Genomic DNA, 16,869 nt, shown 5'->3' with positions numbered 1-16,869 from the left:
TAAGGAATATGTGTAAGAATCTCAAGTTTATGACTGATAGGTAAAAAGATATAGTGATATCTTGATTTTAAATAATAAATACCTATATAAGCTAAAAACTTACCGGTTTTAACCGATTAAATATGGAGATACAAAAAACAGTACAAGTTAGGTGGAAAAAATGATTATTTTGAATGAGTCGATTGTGTCGCCAATTCTTCTAAAGGTGTTAGAGGAACAGCAAATCCCAGTATTGGAACAAGGTCAGTGGGGAGACACATTAACATCAGAAAAGCTAAACATTCAAAAGGATACAGAATTTTTCAAGTCCATGGAAAAGGACAAAAGAATTCTTACAAACTCTGAAAATGGCATAACACTAATAGGGCATTTTCAACCGGATAGCAATGAATACATTTGGTCAAAGTTATTGAAGGATAAGAGCCAGGTGCGAAATTTGACGAAATCTTTATATCCTGATTTCTATTTCCAAGATATCGATTTATCCATGATAAGTGAGCTGGATATAAATCAAATACCGTTTCCGGTAGTTATCAAACCCAATATTGGCTATTCCAGTGTAGGTGTGCACAAAGTCAAGAATGAACAGGATTGGGATATAGCCGTGAACCAGCTTAAAGCCGATTTACTTCATTCGGGTGGATTATATGATTCAGAAGTGGTCGGATCCCAGACCGTTTTGATAGAAGAGTGGATTCAGGGTGAAGAGTATGCCATTGATGGTTATTACAATCAAGATGGTGAACCGGTCATTTTGAATGTGTTCAAACGATCATTCAAGGATGATTACGATACTTCCGATCGAATTTATTATACTTCGAAGTTGGCCATTGATGAAATCTATCATGATGCATTGAAGTTCATGAAGAATATCCAAACGGTCCTTCCGCTTAGGAATTATCCTGTACACTTTGAAATCCGCAAAAAGGGAAGCCGGGTGATACCCATCGAAATCAATCCCCTGCGTTTTGCTGGGGCGGGTACAACGGATCTAGGTTACCATGCCTATGGAATGAATATGTATGAACATTATTTTTCAGGAACGAAACCCGATTGGAATCGGATATTGGAAGAGATGGACGATCGAATATATAGCTTTTTCTTTGCAGAGGTTCCGCTTGAAATAAATCCGGAAGATGTTGCACGTATTGATCATGATGGACTTCTTCATGAATTCGAACATGTTTTGGAATATAGGCAGCTTCCTTTTCAAAATGACCGGAGCATGGCCATCATCTTTTATAGAAGTGAGGATTTGAATGAAAATCTCCAATTGCTTCATTTGGATTTAATACCATATTTGACTATAAAACACCTGGTTTTCAACTAAGGGGGGCATGGAAATGAGATTTTCAAAGCTGAATCCTAAAAAATCTCTATTGGCAAAACTATTCTTGTTTTACATTATTCCTTTCGTGATTTTCGCAGGGGCCATGGGCCTTTGCTTTTCCTATATTACTAATAAAATGATCAATGAGAATGTCCTTCCGCAATTCGATGATCGCCTTTCTGAGAATGCCCACAGTTTAGCATCGAGCCTCAATCCCACTGTGATAAACAAGGCTTCCGAACGGGGCGAAGAGATTAAGCGGAAACTGGATGCCTTTGTTGAAGATAAAAAGGGAATTGAATATGTTTATGTTTTGAAGCGGGAGAATGATGCCGACATGATTGTAGCCTTGAGCGGCAGCGATGACTATATGGTGGAATCCCCCTTCACACCGGAACAGGCAAAATCGATAAATGGAAGCGAAGACGTCTTGAGTGAAATATATAAAGATAAGTGGGGAACACATAAGTCGTACTTTACGCCAATCGAAGGAACGGACGCGATTGTCGGAATCGATATGGATGCAAGCTTCATTGATGAATTGAAAAGCACAATGATATTCTATAATATCTTATTTCTTGCAAGTGCCGTTATATTGGGTGTGCTATGCGCCGTTGTCATCGGGAAAAAGATCTCGGGACCCGTCAATGAACTTGTTGGTTACACGAATGAAATGGCAAAAGGGGACTTAAGTAAATCGATTCCCGTTGGCAGAGAGGATGAGATTGGCGATCTGTCAAATGGATTCGAAGATATGAGATTAAGTTTGTCCCATATTATTCAGAATGTCCGTGAACACGCCCAAACGATGAATCAAACGACAGTTTCCATTCAGCAATCCTTTGAAGAGATGGTGGAATCCTATGGCCAGATAGTGACGGGGACAACGGAAGAAGCAAAGGCTTCGGAAGAACGTGCCCATCATATTGACCGGATTTCCAATATGATCAGTGACTTAACGGATACGATCCGTTTAATGAACGAGCAAACGAATGAAATGAATGAATTTACGATGCATGCAAATACACTTGCTGAACAAGGGAGTAAACAAGTGCAAGATGTAACGAGCCAGATGGATAAAATCATGGAAAACGGCCAAGCGAATAAAGCCAATTTGGTGAGCCTGGAAGAGGATGTAGTGAAGATAAATGAAGTGATTGGCTTAATAAGGGTGATTGCTTCCCAAACGAACCTGCTGTCCCTGAATGCATCCATAGAAGCGGCACGAGCGGGTGACGCTGGCAGAGGTTTTGCCGTAGTCGCTCAAGAGGTGCAAAAATTGGCTGTGCAAACCGATGAATCCATCGATATCATTTCAGAATCGATCATGCGGATTAATGAACAAACAGCCAAAGTCATCCAAAATAATGATGAGAGTTTTCAGGATATACTAAATGGTGTTTCCTTAGTGGAAAACAATGGCGAGATTTTCAATAAGATATTCGAATCCGTAGAGAAATTGCTGAAAGGCACAGAACAATTGGCCGCCCATTCGAAAAAAATCAATGAGTCTTCGGATGAAAGCCTGGCATCCATACAGGAAATTGCGGCGATTTCCGAAGAAGGAGTCGCAACAACGGAGCAAATCTCGGCAGCTGCCATTCAACAAAGTACCATAATGGCTGGATTGAAGGAACAAAATGAAGATTTAGCAAAAGAATCGGCGATTTTAGAAGAAATGGTGGAAAAGTTCATTACGGAAAAATAAATATTTGATGTAAACATCTACAAAGACCTTTCTTAAGTTTACGGGAGGTTTTTGGAGACAAAATGGGTTCTATCTGAGTTTTTAAACATAGTTGATTGGAGCGGGTGTTCGAGACTCCTGCGGGAAAGCGCGCCGAGGGAGGACCGCCCGGAGGGGAAATCAACGTTCCATTTTACACTCCCTCAAAAAAATGTAGAAAATATCGAGTTTATCTACACTATGAAACCTCTTTAAATTAGTAAACGAGAGGTTTTTGTTTGGATGAATGTATGTATGTAAGAGATCATGTGTAATAGATAGAGTCACTTTCATTACTGCTTTTTTTTATAGAATTTAGAGAGTATTAAAAATTGCTGGAAAAAAGTTTCCCCAAACTATTTGCAATCGCTACCATTTAATGTTATGCTTAGTCTTAATTATTTTTGTTCGGTACTAAGGATACTAAAAGTACTACTTTTCGTTTTCGATGATGACTTAGAGCAAGGATAGTAATACATTGTGCTTAGATGCACTAGGAGGCAACAACAATGGAACAAGGTAAAGTAAAATGGTTTAACGCAGAAAAAGGTTTTGGATTCATCGAACGCGAAAACGGAGACGACGTATTCGTACATTTCTCAGCTATCCAAAGCGAAGGTTTCAAATCTTTAGACGAAGGCCAAGAAGTTACTTTTGAAGTAGAACAAGGTCAACGCGGACCTCAAGCTTCTAACGTTCAAAAAGCATAATTTCGATAACAAAAAAAGACGGATCCTTTTTAAAGGGTCCGTCTTTTTTTGTTTTGTGAAAATACATAACAAAAAACCCTGCTAAACGATAAGCAGGGTAAATGGTACAAGTAAAGTAAAACGCTTAAAAAGGTTTGACTAAGTATATCATAGTTTTTCTATAAAATACTAAATTAAATATATTATACGTATCAAGGTAACGATAGGTAATTACTGAAATCATTGATTGAAGGGGCGTAAAGGAATTTGTCCCTTCTTTTTTTTGCCTGAAGATCAGGGAAGAGGGCAGCATGACCTTTTTGTTAGCAAAAGGGGAAACAAAAAAACGATGGCCCACATATAAAAACATATGGGCACTTTCATTAATTTCTTTGGGAAGGGGAAAAGATTCTTATACATTCAAATATTCAGGGAATTGTGTTATATTATAATCAAACGAAGATTTGAATGAGAGGTGTGAGAAGATGACGGAACTGAAAGATATATGTGATGTTCACCTGCATGATGAAGTGAAGGTCAATCGCATTCAAGGGGAAATGACCCAGGTGGATATATCCAGCATGTCGAAGCTGTTTAAGGTTATAGGCGATGAAAATAGGGCGAAGATAGCTTATGCGCTCTGTACGGACGAGGAATTGTGTGTGTGCGATCTGGCCAATATCATTGGTGCTTCGATGGCGACGACGTCACATCATCTTCGTACCCTTTATAAACATGCAATCGTAAAATATCGAAAAGAAGGTAAGTTGGCTTTTTATTCTTTGGATGATCACCATATTAAGCAATTGATTCTCATTGCATTAGAACATCAGCAGGAGGTAAGGGTCGATGGCTGAATCCCCAATGAAAACATATCGTATCCAGGGTCTATCCTGCACGAATTGTGCGGCTAAATTCGAGAACAATGTCCGTGAACTAGAGGGTGTGAAGGATGCCAAAATCAACTTTGGCGCCTCGAAGATATCGGTACAGGGCAGCACGACCATTGAACAGATTGAAAAGGCGGGAGCTTTCGATAACCTGAAGATCCGCGGTGAACAGGAACAGGCAACTCAAAAGGAACCATTTTGGAAGCAAAAAGAAAATATTAAAGTGGTGTTTTCGGTTATCTTATTGCTGGTCAGCTGGATATTTGATAAGCGATATGCTGATGGAAGCATCATGCCGGTAATCGGTTATGCGGCTGCAATCATAGTTGGAGGATATTCATTATTTGTCAATGGTTTGAAAAACCTTGTAAGGCTTCGCTTTGATATGCACACCCTTATGACGGTTGCCATCATCGGGGCGGCCGTGCTTGGTGAATGGGGCGAGGGCGCGACCGTCGTCATTCTATTTGCGATAAGTGAAGCATTGGAAAAATATTCGATGGATAAGGCGCGTAATTCCATCGAATCATTAATGAACATCGCACCTAAAGAAGCTTTGATCCTTAGAGGGCATCATGAAATGATGGTTGCTGTTGATGAGGTTGAAGCGGGCGACATCATGATCGTTAAACCTGGTCAAAAGCTTGCAATGGATGGCCGGATCATGAAGGGCGCCTCGACACTTAATCAAGCAGCCATTACTGGTGAATCCGAGCCGGTTTTTAAAACGGTTGAGGGTGAAGTATTTGCCGGAACCCTAAATGGTGAAGGGTTGCTCGAAGTGGAGGTCACGAAGCGGGTCGAGGATACGACGATTGCAAAAATCATCCACCTTGTTGAAGAAGCACAGGCCGAAAAGGCTCCTTCCCAAGCCTTCGTGGATAAATTCGCAAAATTTTATACGCCGGCCATCATGCTCATTGCCCTGGGCATTGCAGTATTACCCCCGATCGTGATGAACGGGGATTGGAGTGAATGGATTTATCGGGGATTGGCTGTACTGGTTGTCGGCTGTCCTTGTGCTTTGGTCATTTCTACGCCCATCGCCATCGTGACAGCAATCGGAAATGCTGCGAAACATGGTGTGCTGATTAAAGGCGGGGTCCATTTGGAGGAAGCGGGAGCCTTAAAGGCAATCGCGTTTGATAAAACGGGTACTTTAACAAAGGGCGTACCTGAGGTGACCGATTTCAAAATGTTATCTGATGTGTTGAATGAACAGGACGTGCTGGCCATCGCCGCTGCTTTAGAAAGCAGATCACAGCATCCCCTTGCCACGGCCATTCTTCAAAAGGCGGAAACCTACGATGTGGACTATCATTCTTTATTGGTAGAGGATTTTACTGCAATCACCGGTAAAGGGATAAAAGGGAAAATCAATCAAGAAATCTATTACATTGGTAAACCCCACCTTTTTGTGGAAGAGGCAGGTTTCGTTTTCTCTGATGATGTGCTTAAATTAATCAGCGGCTATCAAAATACAGGGAAAACGGTGATGGTGCTTGGCGATCAAGTGAAGCTCCATGCACTCATCGCGGTGTCTGATGAAATAAGGGAAAGCAGTAAGGAAGCCATTCGGAAACTGCATGCTTTGGGCATTGAAAAAACGATCATGCTGACTGGCGATAATATCGGAACGGCAAAAGCGATTGGAGCGGCAGCTGGCGTTCATGAGATTGAGGCGGAGCTATTGCCGCAGGATAAATTGACCATCATCAAGCGATGGAAACAAAAATACGATCGAGTGGCCATGGTAGGCGATGGTGTCAATGATGCTCCGGCCTTGGCAGCTTCCACGGTAGGAATCGCAATGGGAGGGGCGGGCACGGATACAGCCCTTGAAACAGCCGATATTGCCTTGATGGGTGATGACTTATCGAAGCTGCCTTATACAATCCGCTTAAGCCGCAAAACATTAAAAATCATTAAGCAGAACATCACGTTTTCATTGGTGATTAAAGTCCTGGCCTTATTATTGATAGCGCCGGGCTGGTTAACACTTTGGATGGCGATTTTTGCCGACATGGGTGCGACGCTATTAGTTACATTGAACAGTCTTAGGTTATTGAGAATAAAAGAATAGAATAATATGGGCTCCCTGGTGCATCTTAAGGTGCACCAGGGAGCTTTTATTTTGAGCTTTCCAATTGTTTCATGTGAAACTTTGAAAAAATAGTCGGTCGTCATATTTTTTGTTGAAAGTAAAAGGAAGTCCAATAAAAACACTTTGCTAAGGGCAGCAACCTTTATGCAAGCGATGCCTGGTATCCTGGTATGCTACAATGTGGCTCGCTTTTAGGCGGCATGACAGTTTGTTTAAGTATAATATAGGGAGTAAGGTATGTACGGAAGGGATTTGAAATGATGGAATTAAAGCAGAGGGCAATTTTGGTTGGAGTCAATCTCAACGGTTCAAAGGATTTTGAGTATTCGATGGAGGAATTGGCCAATTTAACGGAAGCATGTGAGGTAGAGGTTGCAGGGACCATCACACAAAATTTGCATCGGGTGAACTCATCACATTTTATCGGTACCGGGAAGATCGAGGAAGTGAAAAATCTCGTTGAGCATAAAGAAGCTAATGTCGTCATTTTTAATGACCAGCTCTCCCCTTCGCAACTTCGTAATCTGGAGAGAGACATGGATTGCAAGGTGATTGACCGGACAATCTTGATTCTGGATATTTTTGCGCATCGGGCGAAAACGAAGGAAGCACAGCTTCAGGTAGAAGTGGCAAAGCTGCAGTATATGCTCCCGCGTCTCGTTGGTTTAAGGGAGTCACTAGGGCGTCAGAGCGGCGGGGTCGGTACAAACAAAGGAGCAGGTGAAAAGCAGTTAGAGCTTGACCGCAGGAGGATCGAGGAAAATATAAGTGTTTTGAATAAAGAACTGGAAGACCTTGTTGCACACAGGCAAACGCAGAGGAAACAGCGGAAAAAGAATGCCATCCCTGTCGTATCCTTAGTCGGTTATACCAATGCAGGTAAATCTTCGATCATGAATGCACTGATTGAGATGTTCCATCCAACTGCTGAAAAGCAGGTGTTGGAGAAGGATATGCTGTTCGCTACGCTTGAGACGTCCGTCCGAAACATTCCGCTGCCGGATAAAAAGGAGTTCTTATTGACGGATACGGTGGGATTTGTGTCTAAATTGCCGCATCATCTAGTGAAGGCATTCCGATCCACATTGGAAGAAGTGGTAGAAGCGGATCTGTTGATCCATGTTGTCGATTTTTCCAATCCTAATCATGAGCAGCAAATAGAGATAACGGAAAAGACTTTAAACGATATAGGCATTAAAGGGATTCCGACAATCTTTGCGTATAATAAAGCGGACCTTACCGATTTGGATATCCCTCAGGTGAATCGTGGCTCTGTATATATGTCAGCAAAAAACAAAGTTGGCATCGAGGAATTGATAGATCAAATTCGCAAGCATATTTTTGTCGACTATACCCACTGTGAAATGCTGATTCCATTTGATCAAGGGCAGCTGGTTTCTTATTTCAATGAAAATGGTCACATAACGGAAACGGAATATGAGGCAATCGGATACCGAATAAAGCTTGAGTGCAAGAAAACGGATTATGAGAAATATAAACGATACGTTATACGTCCGGAATGAACCTGCTTGTTGATAAATTGTTAATGGCTTGTTGATAAGTGGAAAAGTCGATTCATTAATGTGGATAACCTTTGGTGGAAAGCCTCTGTTCCGCAAAAACAAAGAGAATAACGCCATATAATATGTGAATAAGTTGTGGATAAAAGTGAAAAGACCCAGGAAACCAAGATTTTTGTTTCTGGGCTTTTTTTTATGTGGACAAAGTGTTGATAAGCAGGTAATCGGACCAAATCAGCCAAAAATATCAGTAAGTATGATGAAAAGTAAGTTTGGATGTAGAAAAATGACGAGGCTTATCACTTATTGTTAGGAAATATAACATGAATATTACATATTGCAAATTTAGAGACTGGGAATACTTTACACTTTGTATAATGTAACTTGCTTTTCAACATTATAGAATAAAGAATACTCAATTCTCTGATTTATCATCAGGATTTGAGTTTTTAAGATTAGTAGGGGGGGCTTTTTAAAGGAAACAGGGACCGGGGCGTGGCCAGTGAGAGAATGAGAGAGAAAATAATAAACAAAATGAGAGATTCTTGGCTGGGAAATCGCCATGACTTGTTAGGTGATTAAATGGATGGAAACCATGTTGGCAATGCTTTCAATCGTTTAAATATGAGGACAGTAGAGAATGCACGCAATTCCTCCCGTTTTATTTTTCAAAAATAAATGTTTGGAAGGAGAAATAGTGGATGAGTATGACGAGCCCGTTAAAAGGTGGTCTAGAGATTAACTTTCAGGAAGCGGAGAGGGGATTATCCCCAAGGGAAGCTTTGGAAGAATCGAATCGATGTTTATACTGCTATGATGCCCCATGTATCCAAGCCTGTCCGACCGGAATAGATATTCCCGGTTTTATCAAGAAGATAGCATCAGGTAATTTTAAAGGGTCGGCCAAGACAATCATGACGGCCAATCCTGTCGGTGCCAGCTGTGCGCGGGTATGTCCGACTGAAGAGTTATGTGAGGGGGCATGTGTCCTGAACCATTCTACAAAGCCGATCATGATCGGCAATCTCCAGCGTTATTCCACAGATTGGGCCATCCAAAATAAACAAGCCCTATTCAAGGCCGGGAAGAAGAATGGCAAAAAAGTTGCCATTGTAGGAAGCGGTCCGGCGGGTTTGTCTGCAGCAAGGGAGTTAGCCTTGCTTGGCTACAGTGTAACCATTTTCGAAGCTGAAAAGAATCCAGGCGGATTAAATACTTACGGAATTGTATCGTTCCGTTTACCTCAGAGCATTTCTTATTGGGAAGTCGAACAAGTAAAGAGTTTGGATGTTGATATTAAAACGAATACACGGGTCGGGGTGGATGTTTCCGCAAATCAGCTGACTGCCGACCATGATGCGGTCATTTTAGCGATAGGCATGTCCGATGTTCCTAAGCTTGGGATTGAAGGGGAGGATTTAGCTGAAGTTTATGATGCAATCGATTTCGTAAAGGCAACGAAAACAGGGACAATCACTGATAAATTCATTGGGAAGAAGATGGCGGTGATTGGGGCCGGAAACACGGCGATCGATGCCGCGACCTGTTCTATTCGCCTGGGCGCCGAACAGGTGAGCATTATTTATCGTCGTACCCAAAAGGAAATGACTGCCTATGATTTTGAGTATGAGTTTGCCAAACAAGAAGGTGTCGGTTTTCACTGGCTGACTGCCCCCTCCAGGATCCTATCGGATGAAAGCGGTCAGGTAACGGGTATCGAGTGCGTAAAAATGGTGCTTAGCGAGGCAGGTGAAGATGGCCGGCGCCGTCCAGTCCAAATTTCCGGATCAGAGTTCGTCATTCCGGTCGATGGCGTTATTCGTGCCATAGGCCAATCAAGGTATGTAGGATTGATTGAACAGTTCGGCATTCAACATGATGATGGCGTCGTGACATTGGAGGGTGATTCCTACAGGACATCGAATGAAAAGATCTTTGCGTGCGGTGACGTGATCTTCGGAAAAGGCCAAGGTGAGGCAATGGTTGTTTCAGCTGCCCAGCAAGGGAAAAAGACAGCTTATGAAATTGATTCGATTTTGATGGGCGGAGCGGTGGATATTGCTTAAATAACTATGAAAAATAGGAGGCTTATCATGGCTGATTTATCAATTGATCTTGCAGGTATTAAATCTCCCAATCCTTTTTGGCTTGCTTCAGCACCACCTACTAATTCGGGTTATCAAGTTCAGCGTGCATTTGAAGCTGGCTGGGGAGGAGCTGTTTGGAAGACATTGGGCGACCCCATCCTGAATGTCTCATCACGTTTTGCAGCGGTCAGTTTTAATGGACAAAGAGTTGCCGGGTTCAACAATATAGAATTGATAACGGACCGTCCGCTGGAAGTGAATCTGAAGGAAATATATGAAACGAAGAAGAGGTTCCCTGATCATGCAATCATTGCATCGGTGATGGTGGAGCCACAACAGGAAAAGTGGCATGAGATCATCAAGCGCATAGAAGATGTAGGGGTCGATGGTTACGAGTTGAACTTTGGCTGTCCGCACGGTATGGCTGAGCGTGGGATGGGAGCTGCTTCGGGACAGGTTCCAGAACTGGTTGAAAAGCAAACATACTGGGCGAAGGAAGCTGCATCCAAGCCCGTCATCGTCAAGCTTACACCCAATATAACCGACATTACGGTTACGGCTGAAGCGGCGGTGCGCGGCGGTGCGGATGCAATAAGCATGATCAATACGATCAACAGCTTGGCAGGAGTGGATATCCATTCATGGAATACGATTCCCCATGTAGGCGGCAAGGGTGCTCACGGAGGGTATTGCGGTCCAGCTGTGAAGCCGATTGCTTTGAATATGGTGGCAGAGTGTGCAAGGAATAAAATGATCAATGTTCCCATTTCGGGAATTGGCGGCATTTCAAATTGGCAGGATACGGTGGAATTTTTGCTGATGGGTTCGACTGGAGTGCAAATTTGCACAGCTGCCATGCATCACGGTTTTAGAATAGTTGAAGACTTGATCGATGGACTGTCCAATTATCTTGATGAAAAAGGGATATCCTCCGTGATGGATATTGTCGGTAAGTCCGTACCGCGCTATTCCGACTGGGGGAACTTAGATCTTAATTATAAGGTCGTTGCGCGCATTAATAATGATGTGTGCATTAACTGCAATAAATGCCATATTGCGTGTGAAGATACATCGCATCAATGTATAGATATGTTAAAGGACACGTCAGGCAGCTCATTCTTGAGAGTGCGCGAAGAGGATTGCGTAGGCTGTAATCTTTGCTCGATCGTCTGTCCGGCCGATGGGGCGATCGATATGATCGAATTGACAAATGAATTGCCGCCAATGACGTGGAATGAACGCCAATCGTTCCTTGGGGGCATAAGCAGTGAAAGTGTTGATTTCGTAAAATGATGGAGGGGTCGAATATGAAGAAAATCATTAAAAATGGAACGATTGCAACGGCTGCAGATACGTATCAAGCGGATATATTGATTGAAAATGAGAAGATTGCAATGATTGGCAAGGACCTGTCGGCTGAGGGGGCTGAAATCATTGATGCAAAAGGCGCATATATTTTTCCGGGGGGCATAGATCCGCATACCCATCTCGATATGCCGTTTGGCGGGACAACGACAAAGGATGATTATGAAACAGGTACAATCGCTGCTGCATATGGAGGCACGACAACGATCATCGATTTTTGCCTGACCGAAAAAGGGGTGCCTTTAAAGAAAGCAATTGAAACATGGCATGAAAAGGCCAATGAAAAGGCGGCCATAGATTATGGTTTTCATTTAATGATCAGTGAGATTAATGATGAAGTATTGGCTGAGTTGCCAAGTATCATCGATAATGAAGGGATTTCGTCCTTTAAAGTATTCATGGCTTACAAGAATGTTTTTCAAGCTGATGATGCCACGCTATACCGCACTTTGTTGCAAGCAAAGGAACTTGGCGCACTTGTCATGGTTCATGCTGAAAATGGTGATGTCATCGATTATCTTACAAAGCAGGCCCTTGCCGAAGGGAACACCGATCCAATTTACCATGCATTAACAAGACCTCCGGAGCTTGAAGGGGAAGCAACTGGACGTGCAGCTAAACTGACGGAAATGGCAAATGGCCAGCTCTATGTCGTTCATGTCACCTGTGAAGATGCGGTTGAAAAGATTACTGAGGCAAGGAATAAAGGGGTGGATATTTGGGGTGAGACTTGTCCGCAATATTTGGTTCTTGACCAGTCTTATCTTGAAAAGCCCCATTTTGAAGGATCTAAGTATGTATGGTCCCCGCCGTTAAGGGAGAAGAAAAACCAGGAAGTGCTATGGAATGCTTTGAAAACGGGGCAGCTGCAAACGATCGGCTCCGATCAATGCTCTTTTGACTTTAAGGGACAGAAGGAACTTGGACGTGAAGATTTCACGAAAATACCGAACGGCGGCCCAACGATAGAGGACCGCATGAGTATCCTCTTTTCTGAAGGGGTCATGAAAGAGCGCATTACCTTGAATCAATTCGTCGACATGACCTCTACACGTGCTGCCAAACTATTTGGATTATTCCCTAAGAAAGGGACGATTGCCGTAGGCTCGGATGCTGATATTGTCATTTTTGATCCGAAGGTTGAAAGGGCCATTTCTGCAGATACTCATCACATGGCGGTGGATTATAATGCGTTTGAGGGTATGGAAATTACTGGTGAGCCGGTTTCCGTTTTATCGAGAGGTCAATTCGTCATTAAAGACAAACAATTTGTGGGCGAAGCTGGAAAAGGACAATTCTTGAAACGGGCAAAATATAATTCGGCGTTGAAGCCGGATACCGGGAAAAAGCTTACAGTCTGACTTCGGTAAGGAATCTTGCAAATTAAATTAGGGGGATTTTTATGAGTGAGAAGAAAGATTATTTAAAGTCTCCCGATTTGCTGCCTATACCTCATAGTGAGAAAAACATAAGTGCAGCCGGATTTGGTTTCATTTGGGTGGGCATGGCTGTAGTATTGGCTGCCTTCGCGATCGGTGGGAACGGTGTTCAAAGTTTATCCTTAGGCTGGGTCGTTCTCGCAACGGTCATTGCCTGTGTGGTTCTCGGCTTTTTGATGACAATGACAGGGGATATCGGTGTTGAACATGGAATATCATTTCCAGTCTATATGAGGGCGCCGTTCGGTACGATTGGCACCCACATCCCTTCGGTTGTGCGCGGTTTTGTAGCGTCATGCTGGTTCGGCCTCAATACTTACTTTGGAGCCACTGCAATGAACGCTATCTTTACAACTCTTTTTGACTTTGATAATTGGTTTATCTGCTTCCTCATTTTTGCCGTTTTACAATTAGTCAACACGGCAATGGGAATAAAGTCGATTGAACGATTCGCCGACTTGGCGGCGCCCGTCATCATTCTAATTTCTGGATGGATGTATTTCACCCTATCCGATCAGGCTGTGGCCCAAGGAAGGGAGGTATGGTCCTGGATTGAAAGTCCGGTCACTGGCGGGGCCGCCGCAACGGCTTTCATGGTCGTCATTATGGCAAATATGGGATTTTGGGGCACATTGACTGCAGATATGCCGACGCTTTCCCGCTATATAAAGGCACCAAAAAATGAAAAAAATTGGTTCAAACGCAATAAGGGGCAAATAATTGGGAATATTATCACCTATCCCATCACCCAGACGTTCATGGTGATTATCGGAGCGGTTTCTTATATGGCTGTTTCCAATTATGACCCTGTAGTTGCCATACAGGGATCAGCAAGTGGAATTGCCCTCGGCGTCCTTTTGATCATGATCGTATTTGCTCAATGGTCGACGAATACTACGGCCAATGTCATTCCCGCAGCTACCATTTTCTCCAATGTCATGGGTCCTAAAATGCCATTTTGGGCGGGAGTCGTTGTAGCGGGGGTTATTGGGATAGTAGTTCAGCCATGGAGCCTGTTCGGCATCATCATAGAAGTTTTATTAATAATAGGTGGAATCCTGGCGTCCATTGTCGGCATCCTGGTAGCGGATTACTATTTCCTTCGTAAACGGAGAGTGAATGTACAAGAACTCTATGAAAGTGAAGGCCAGTATAAGTACTTGAATGGAGTGAATTGGGCAGGAATCATTTCTTGGGTGATTGGAGGAATCGGTGCCACGATTTTTTCAAATTATTCGTTTATTATCGGTTTCCTTCTCGGCGGTGCTAGTTATTTTATATTAGCTAAGTATTGGTGGTTCAAGCGATATGAACAAGCTGAAATCATCGATCCGAGCGATGAGAAATATTTAGGTATTTCAGTTGGAAGGGATTGGATAATTAGGGAAGGTCCAGAACTTGAGGAAGAGATGGTTTTTACGGCTTCGACCGGCAAGGAGAACGTTTGAAAAAGGGGGAATGTAAATGTCCGAATATCAAGAGTATCGCTTAGAAAGGGAACAAATCGATTTTTTGCTTGAAAGAGGATATCGAATCACCCGGGTTTCCGAAAGTTTAAGTGGAGCCTTTCTCGATTTTGAACTGATTGAAGGAACGAAGCAGGAATGGAAGCAATTGAACATCAAAACCCCGGAAGGAAGGAAGTACTTCTCTACATTGCTTTTCAAAAAAAAATTGAATTGAAATAGTCATGGACCGGGCCTATTCCTCACGAATGGGTCCTTTTTGTTCGAGTTTTTTGTAGAATTTTGACGTTAGATTTTCTGACAAGTGTCTGGAGATTTAAGGGTTGTCCGTTTATAATAGATTTTAAAGCGGTTTTATAAAAGGATGTGGCTGGATGAATACATCGATTACAATCGAGGAAATTCTAACACGCAAGCATTTTAATCTGACGGATATAATTGCAGGAAGCAGTGGGATAAAGCGTCAAGTGAAGTGGGTCCACTGCATGGAAGTCACCCAAATCAGCCATTTGTTAAATGGAAACGAACTGATACTGACTACCGGTTTAGGGTGGAAAGACTGCGATGACACATTTCTATCCTACTTAAGACAGTTAATAGAATGCGATGCAGCTGGACTCTGTATAGAGATGGGCGCCAACACCATGGCAGTGCCGCAATGTGCCATCGATCTCGCAAATGAACGGCAATTCCCTATCATCCTATTTCATGAAGAAGTCCCTTTCGTGGAAATCACGCAGGATATACATTCCCTTATCATCAATAAACAATATCAGATGATCTCCAACTTAGAAAACTACTCACAGCAGTTAAATAAAAATCTCCTCGAAATTGACCATTATGAACCAATTCTAAAATTTCTCCACAGCTATTTACATGTACAGGTTATTCTTATCTTTAATGAAAATGAAATAGCCAGTATTCCAAAAATAAAGAAAAAATCAACCTATCAAATGGTAGCGGACATATATGAAGAGAAGCGGAAGTTGGATAAAACCGTTCTTGGACAGCCGATTCAAGTGCTTGGCGAAAATTATGCTGAACTGCTCATTTGCAGCAACGGCAGGGAGTTGACTGATTTTGATTCATTGATCTTGGATCGAACGGCTACCGCATTGGCACAGCATCTATTAAGGGAGTTGTATATAGAAGAAAAGAAAATGTCGGAAGAAAGTATATGGCTTACAAATTGGATTGAAGGTGAATATAGTGACGAAGCGATCCGGGAAAGGCTTTCCTATATTGATCCAAAAATGCAGTTGGATGGCGGAATTGTTTGCATTTGCAAACAACACCCAAAGTATAATAAAAATTCCGCAAAATTAGATGGAACCTATTTTAAGATAATGTTTAGAACTGTTTTTGAACAGTACGGCTTTCAGATATTTTCCATGGAAATACAACAGCATCTTGTTTTTATTTTAGGTGATAATCGTTCATCCGAAGATTGGAAATCAAGGGTTACAAGCGCGCTGGATCGAATCATGAAAATGGATGTAAGCGGGCGTAATCGTATGGGGCTGCTTTCCATTGGTTTTGGTAAGCATGTTCAAAGGTTAAGTGAGATTTATAAGAGTTATGAAACGGCCCGAGAAACGTTGCTGCTTCAGGATACATTGCCAGAGGATGACAGGAGCTTCTTTTATCAGGACTTACATATGCATCGCATGATTTCACTCATAAATAAACATGGCAATCTGGAGGAAACGGTATATGAATATTTAGGTCCTGTCATTGAATACGACAAGCAAAACAATGGAGAGCTAATGCCTACCCTGAAGACATACCTTGCCTGTAACGGTTCCAAACAGGAAACATCAAAACAATTATTCATTGTCCGGCAAACGTTATATCATAGGCTTGAAAAATTGGAGAAACTGCTAGGTTCTGATTTTATGCGCTCCGATAAGCGTCTGGGCCTTGAATTCATGATTTTTGCATTGGACTTCTTACAATACAGCAGCAGGAAGATCAGCGGGAAGTATGTAGATAAATATATTGGGAGATGAAAAGATAGTAAGACTGAAGGGTGTCCAGGAGACATCCTTTTTTGAATTCAAGGAAGGGAGGCAGATAACAAGGTTAATGCTGACATCAACATGGCCTATATAGGTCCTTGATGTCAGCATCTTTTATTAATATTCATCTTTTTTGGAAAGGCAGCGGTCACATTCCAAGAGGTAGGATTCAGCTTGTTCAATGATATGGCTCCCGCATTCCGTACATTGTTTAGGCGGCAGTGTCCTGAAGAAT

General features: G+C 42.5%; 13 protein-coding genes. 12 read left to right on the top strand and 1 reads right to left on the bottom strand.

The features are described 5' to 3' along the window. The first annotated feature begins 160 nt into the window (after window positions 1-160). The 12 genes from AC3WLU_RS22595 (at window position 161) to AC3WLU_RS22540 (ending at window position 16,625) form a co-directional block, all read left to right on the top strand. On the top strand, window positions 161-1,330 hold the full coding sequence (locus AC3WLU_RS22595; protein ID WP_492597970.1) for an ATP-grasp domain-containing protein: 1,170 nt from the start codon (window positions 161-163) through the stop codon (window positions 1,328-1,330). A 13-nt stretch (window positions 1,331-1,343) separates the two neighbouring features. Continuing rightward, window positions 1,344-3,038: a methyl-accepting chemotaxis protein gene (locus AC3WLU_RS22590; protein WP_413003599.1), complete on the top strand. Its 1,695-nt coding sequence runs from the start codon at window positions 1,344-1,346 to the stop codon at window positions 3,036-3,038. A 527-nt stretch (window positions 3,039-3,565) separates the two neighbouring features. Next, the gene (locus AC3WLU_RS22585) at window positions 3,566-3,766 is read left to right on the top strand and encodes a cold-shock protein (RefSeq protein WP_034304915.1); all 201 of its coding nucleotides are present in this window, start codon (window positions 3,566-3,568) and stop codon (window positions 3,764-3,766) included. Window positions 3,767-4,230: 464 nt separating this feature from the next. Continuing rightward, window positions 4,231-4,602: an ArsR/SmtB family transcription factor gene (locus AC3WLU_RS22580; RefSeq protein WP_057276349.1), complete on the top strand. Its 372-nt coding sequence runs from the start codon at window positions 4,231-4,233 to the stop codon at window positions 4,600-4,602. Continuing rightward, window positions 4,595-6,718 (top strand): heavy metal translocating P-type ATPase, encoded by a 2,124-nt coding sequence (locus tag AC3WLU_RS22575; protein WP_413003597.1) that lies wholly within the window; start codon window positions 4,595-4,597, stop codon window positions 6,716-6,718. The genes AC3WLU_RS22580 and AC3WLU_RS22575 overlap by 8 nt, the downstream gene beginning before the upstream one ends. A 278-nt stretch (window positions 6,719-6,996) precedes the next feature. Further along, on the top strand, window positions 6,997-8,262 hold the full coding sequence (gene hflX / locus AC3WLU_RS22570) for a GTPase HflX (protein ID WP_413003595.1): 1,266 nt from the start codon (window positions 6,997-6,999) through the stop codon (window positions 8,260-8,262). Window positions 8,263-8,966: 704 nt separating this feature from the next. Continuing rightward, window positions 8,967-10,325 carry an NAD(P)-dependent oxidoreductase gene (locus AC3WLU_RS22565; protein WP_372464603.1) on the top strand — a complete coding sequence of 453 codons (1,359 nt, stop codon included), beginning with the start codon at window positions 8,967-8,969 and terminating at the stop codon, window positions 10,323-10,325. A 27-nt stretch (window positions 10,326-10,352) separates the two neighbouring features. Then, complete coding sequence (preA, locus tag AC3WLU_RS22560; RefSeq protein WP_034304903.1) at window positions 10,353-11,639, top strand: NAD-dependent dihydropyrimidine dehydrogenase subunit PreA; 1,287 nt, start codon at window positions 10,353-10,355, stop codon at window positions 11,637-11,639. Window positions 11,640-11,653: 14 nt separating this feature from the next. After that, complete coding sequence (gene hydA / locus AC3WLU_RS22555) at window positions 11,654-13,072, top strand: dihydropyrimidinase (RefSeq protein ID WP_034304900.1); 1,419 nt, start codon at window positions 11,654-11,656, stop codon at window positions 13,070-13,072. A gap of 41 nt (window positions 13,073-13,113) precedes the next feature. Then, window positions 13,114-14,598, top strand: coding sequence for an NCS1 family transporter (locus AC3WLU_RS22550; protein WP_400450960.1), 1,485 nt, complete (start codon window positions 13,114-13,116; stop codon window positions 14,596-14,598). A gap of 16 nt (window positions 14,599-14,614) precedes the next feature. Continuing rightward, a complete protein-coding gene (locus AC3WLU_RS22545; RefSeq protein WP_034304894.1) occupies window positions 14,615-14,833 on the top strand; it encodes a hypothetical protein in 219 nt (72 codons plus the stop codon). A gap of 157 nt (window positions 14,834-14,990) precedes the next feature. After that, window positions 14,991-16,625 carry a PucR family transcriptional regulator gene (locus AC3WLU_RS22540; RefSeq protein WP_098866078.1) on the top strand — a complete coding sequence of 545 codons (1,635 nt, stop codon included), beginning with the start codon at window positions 14,991-14,993 and terminating at the stop codon, window positions 16,623-16,625. Between the two features lie 126 nt (window positions 16,626-16,751). On the opposite strand, the gene yhfH is transcribed toward AC3WLU_RS22540, so the two are convergent. Further along, window positions 16,752-16,869: protein YhfH (gene yhfH / locus AC3WLU_RS22535; RefSeq protein WP_492597975.1), on the bottom strand; the 118-nt coding region annotated here is incomplete at its 5' end.

The sequence above is a fragment of the Peribacillus sp. FW305-BF15 genome (assembly GCF_058783805.1).
This window is presented reverse-complemented; position numbering and strand designations above follow the sequence as displayed.

Excerpts from the sequence above, each read along its gene's own strand:
- AC3WLU_RS22595 (WP_492597970.1), top strand. The coding sequence starts at position 161 with ATGATTATTTTGAATGAGTCGATTGTGTCGCCAATTCTTCTAAAGGTG.
- AC3WLU_RS22590 (WP_413003599.1), top strand. The coding sequence starts at position 1,344 with ATGAGATTTTCAAAGCTGAATCCTAAAAAATCTCTATTGGCAAAACTA.
- AC3WLU_RS22585 (WP_034304915.1), top strand. The coding sequence starts at position 3,566 with ATGGAACAAGGTAAAGTAAAATGGTTTAACGCAGAAAAAGGTTTTGGA.
- AC3WLU_RS22580 (WP_057276349.1), top strand. The coding sequence starts at position 4,231 with ATGACGGAACTGAAAGATATATGTGATGTTCACCTGCATGATGAAGTG.
- AC3WLU_RS22575 (WP_413003597.1), top strand. The coding sequence starts at position 4,595 with ATGGCTGAATCCCCAATGAAAACATATCGTATCCAGGGTCTATCCTGC.
- hflX (WP_413003595.1), top strand. The coding sequence starts at position 6,997 with ATGATGGAATTAAAGCAGAGGGCAATTTTGGTTGGAGTCAATCTCAAC.
- AC3WLU_RS22565 (WP_372464603.1), top strand. The coding sequence starts at position 8,967 with ATGACGAGCCCGTTAAAAGGTGGTCTAGAGATTAACTTTCAGGAAGCG.
- preA (WP_034304903.1), top strand. The coding sequence starts at position 10,353 with ATGGCTGATTTATCAATTGATCTTGCAGGTATTAAATCTCCCAATCCT.
- hydA (WP_034304900.1), top strand. The coding sequence starts at position 11,654 with ATGAAGAAAATCATTAAAAATGGAACGATTGCAACGGCTGCAGATACG.
- AC3WLU_RS22550 (WP_400450960.1), top strand. The coding sequence starts at position 13,114 with ATGAGTGAGAAGAAAGATTATTTAAAGTCTCCCGATTTGCTGCCTATA.
- AC3WLU_RS22545 (WP_034304894.1), top strand. The coding sequence starts at position 14,615 with ATGTCCGAATATCAAGAGTATCGCTTAGAAAGGGAACAAATCGATTTT.
- AC3WLU_RS22540 (WP_098866078.1), top strand. The coding sequence starts at position 14,991 with ATGAATACATCGATTACAATCGAGGAAATTCTAACACGCAAGCATTTT.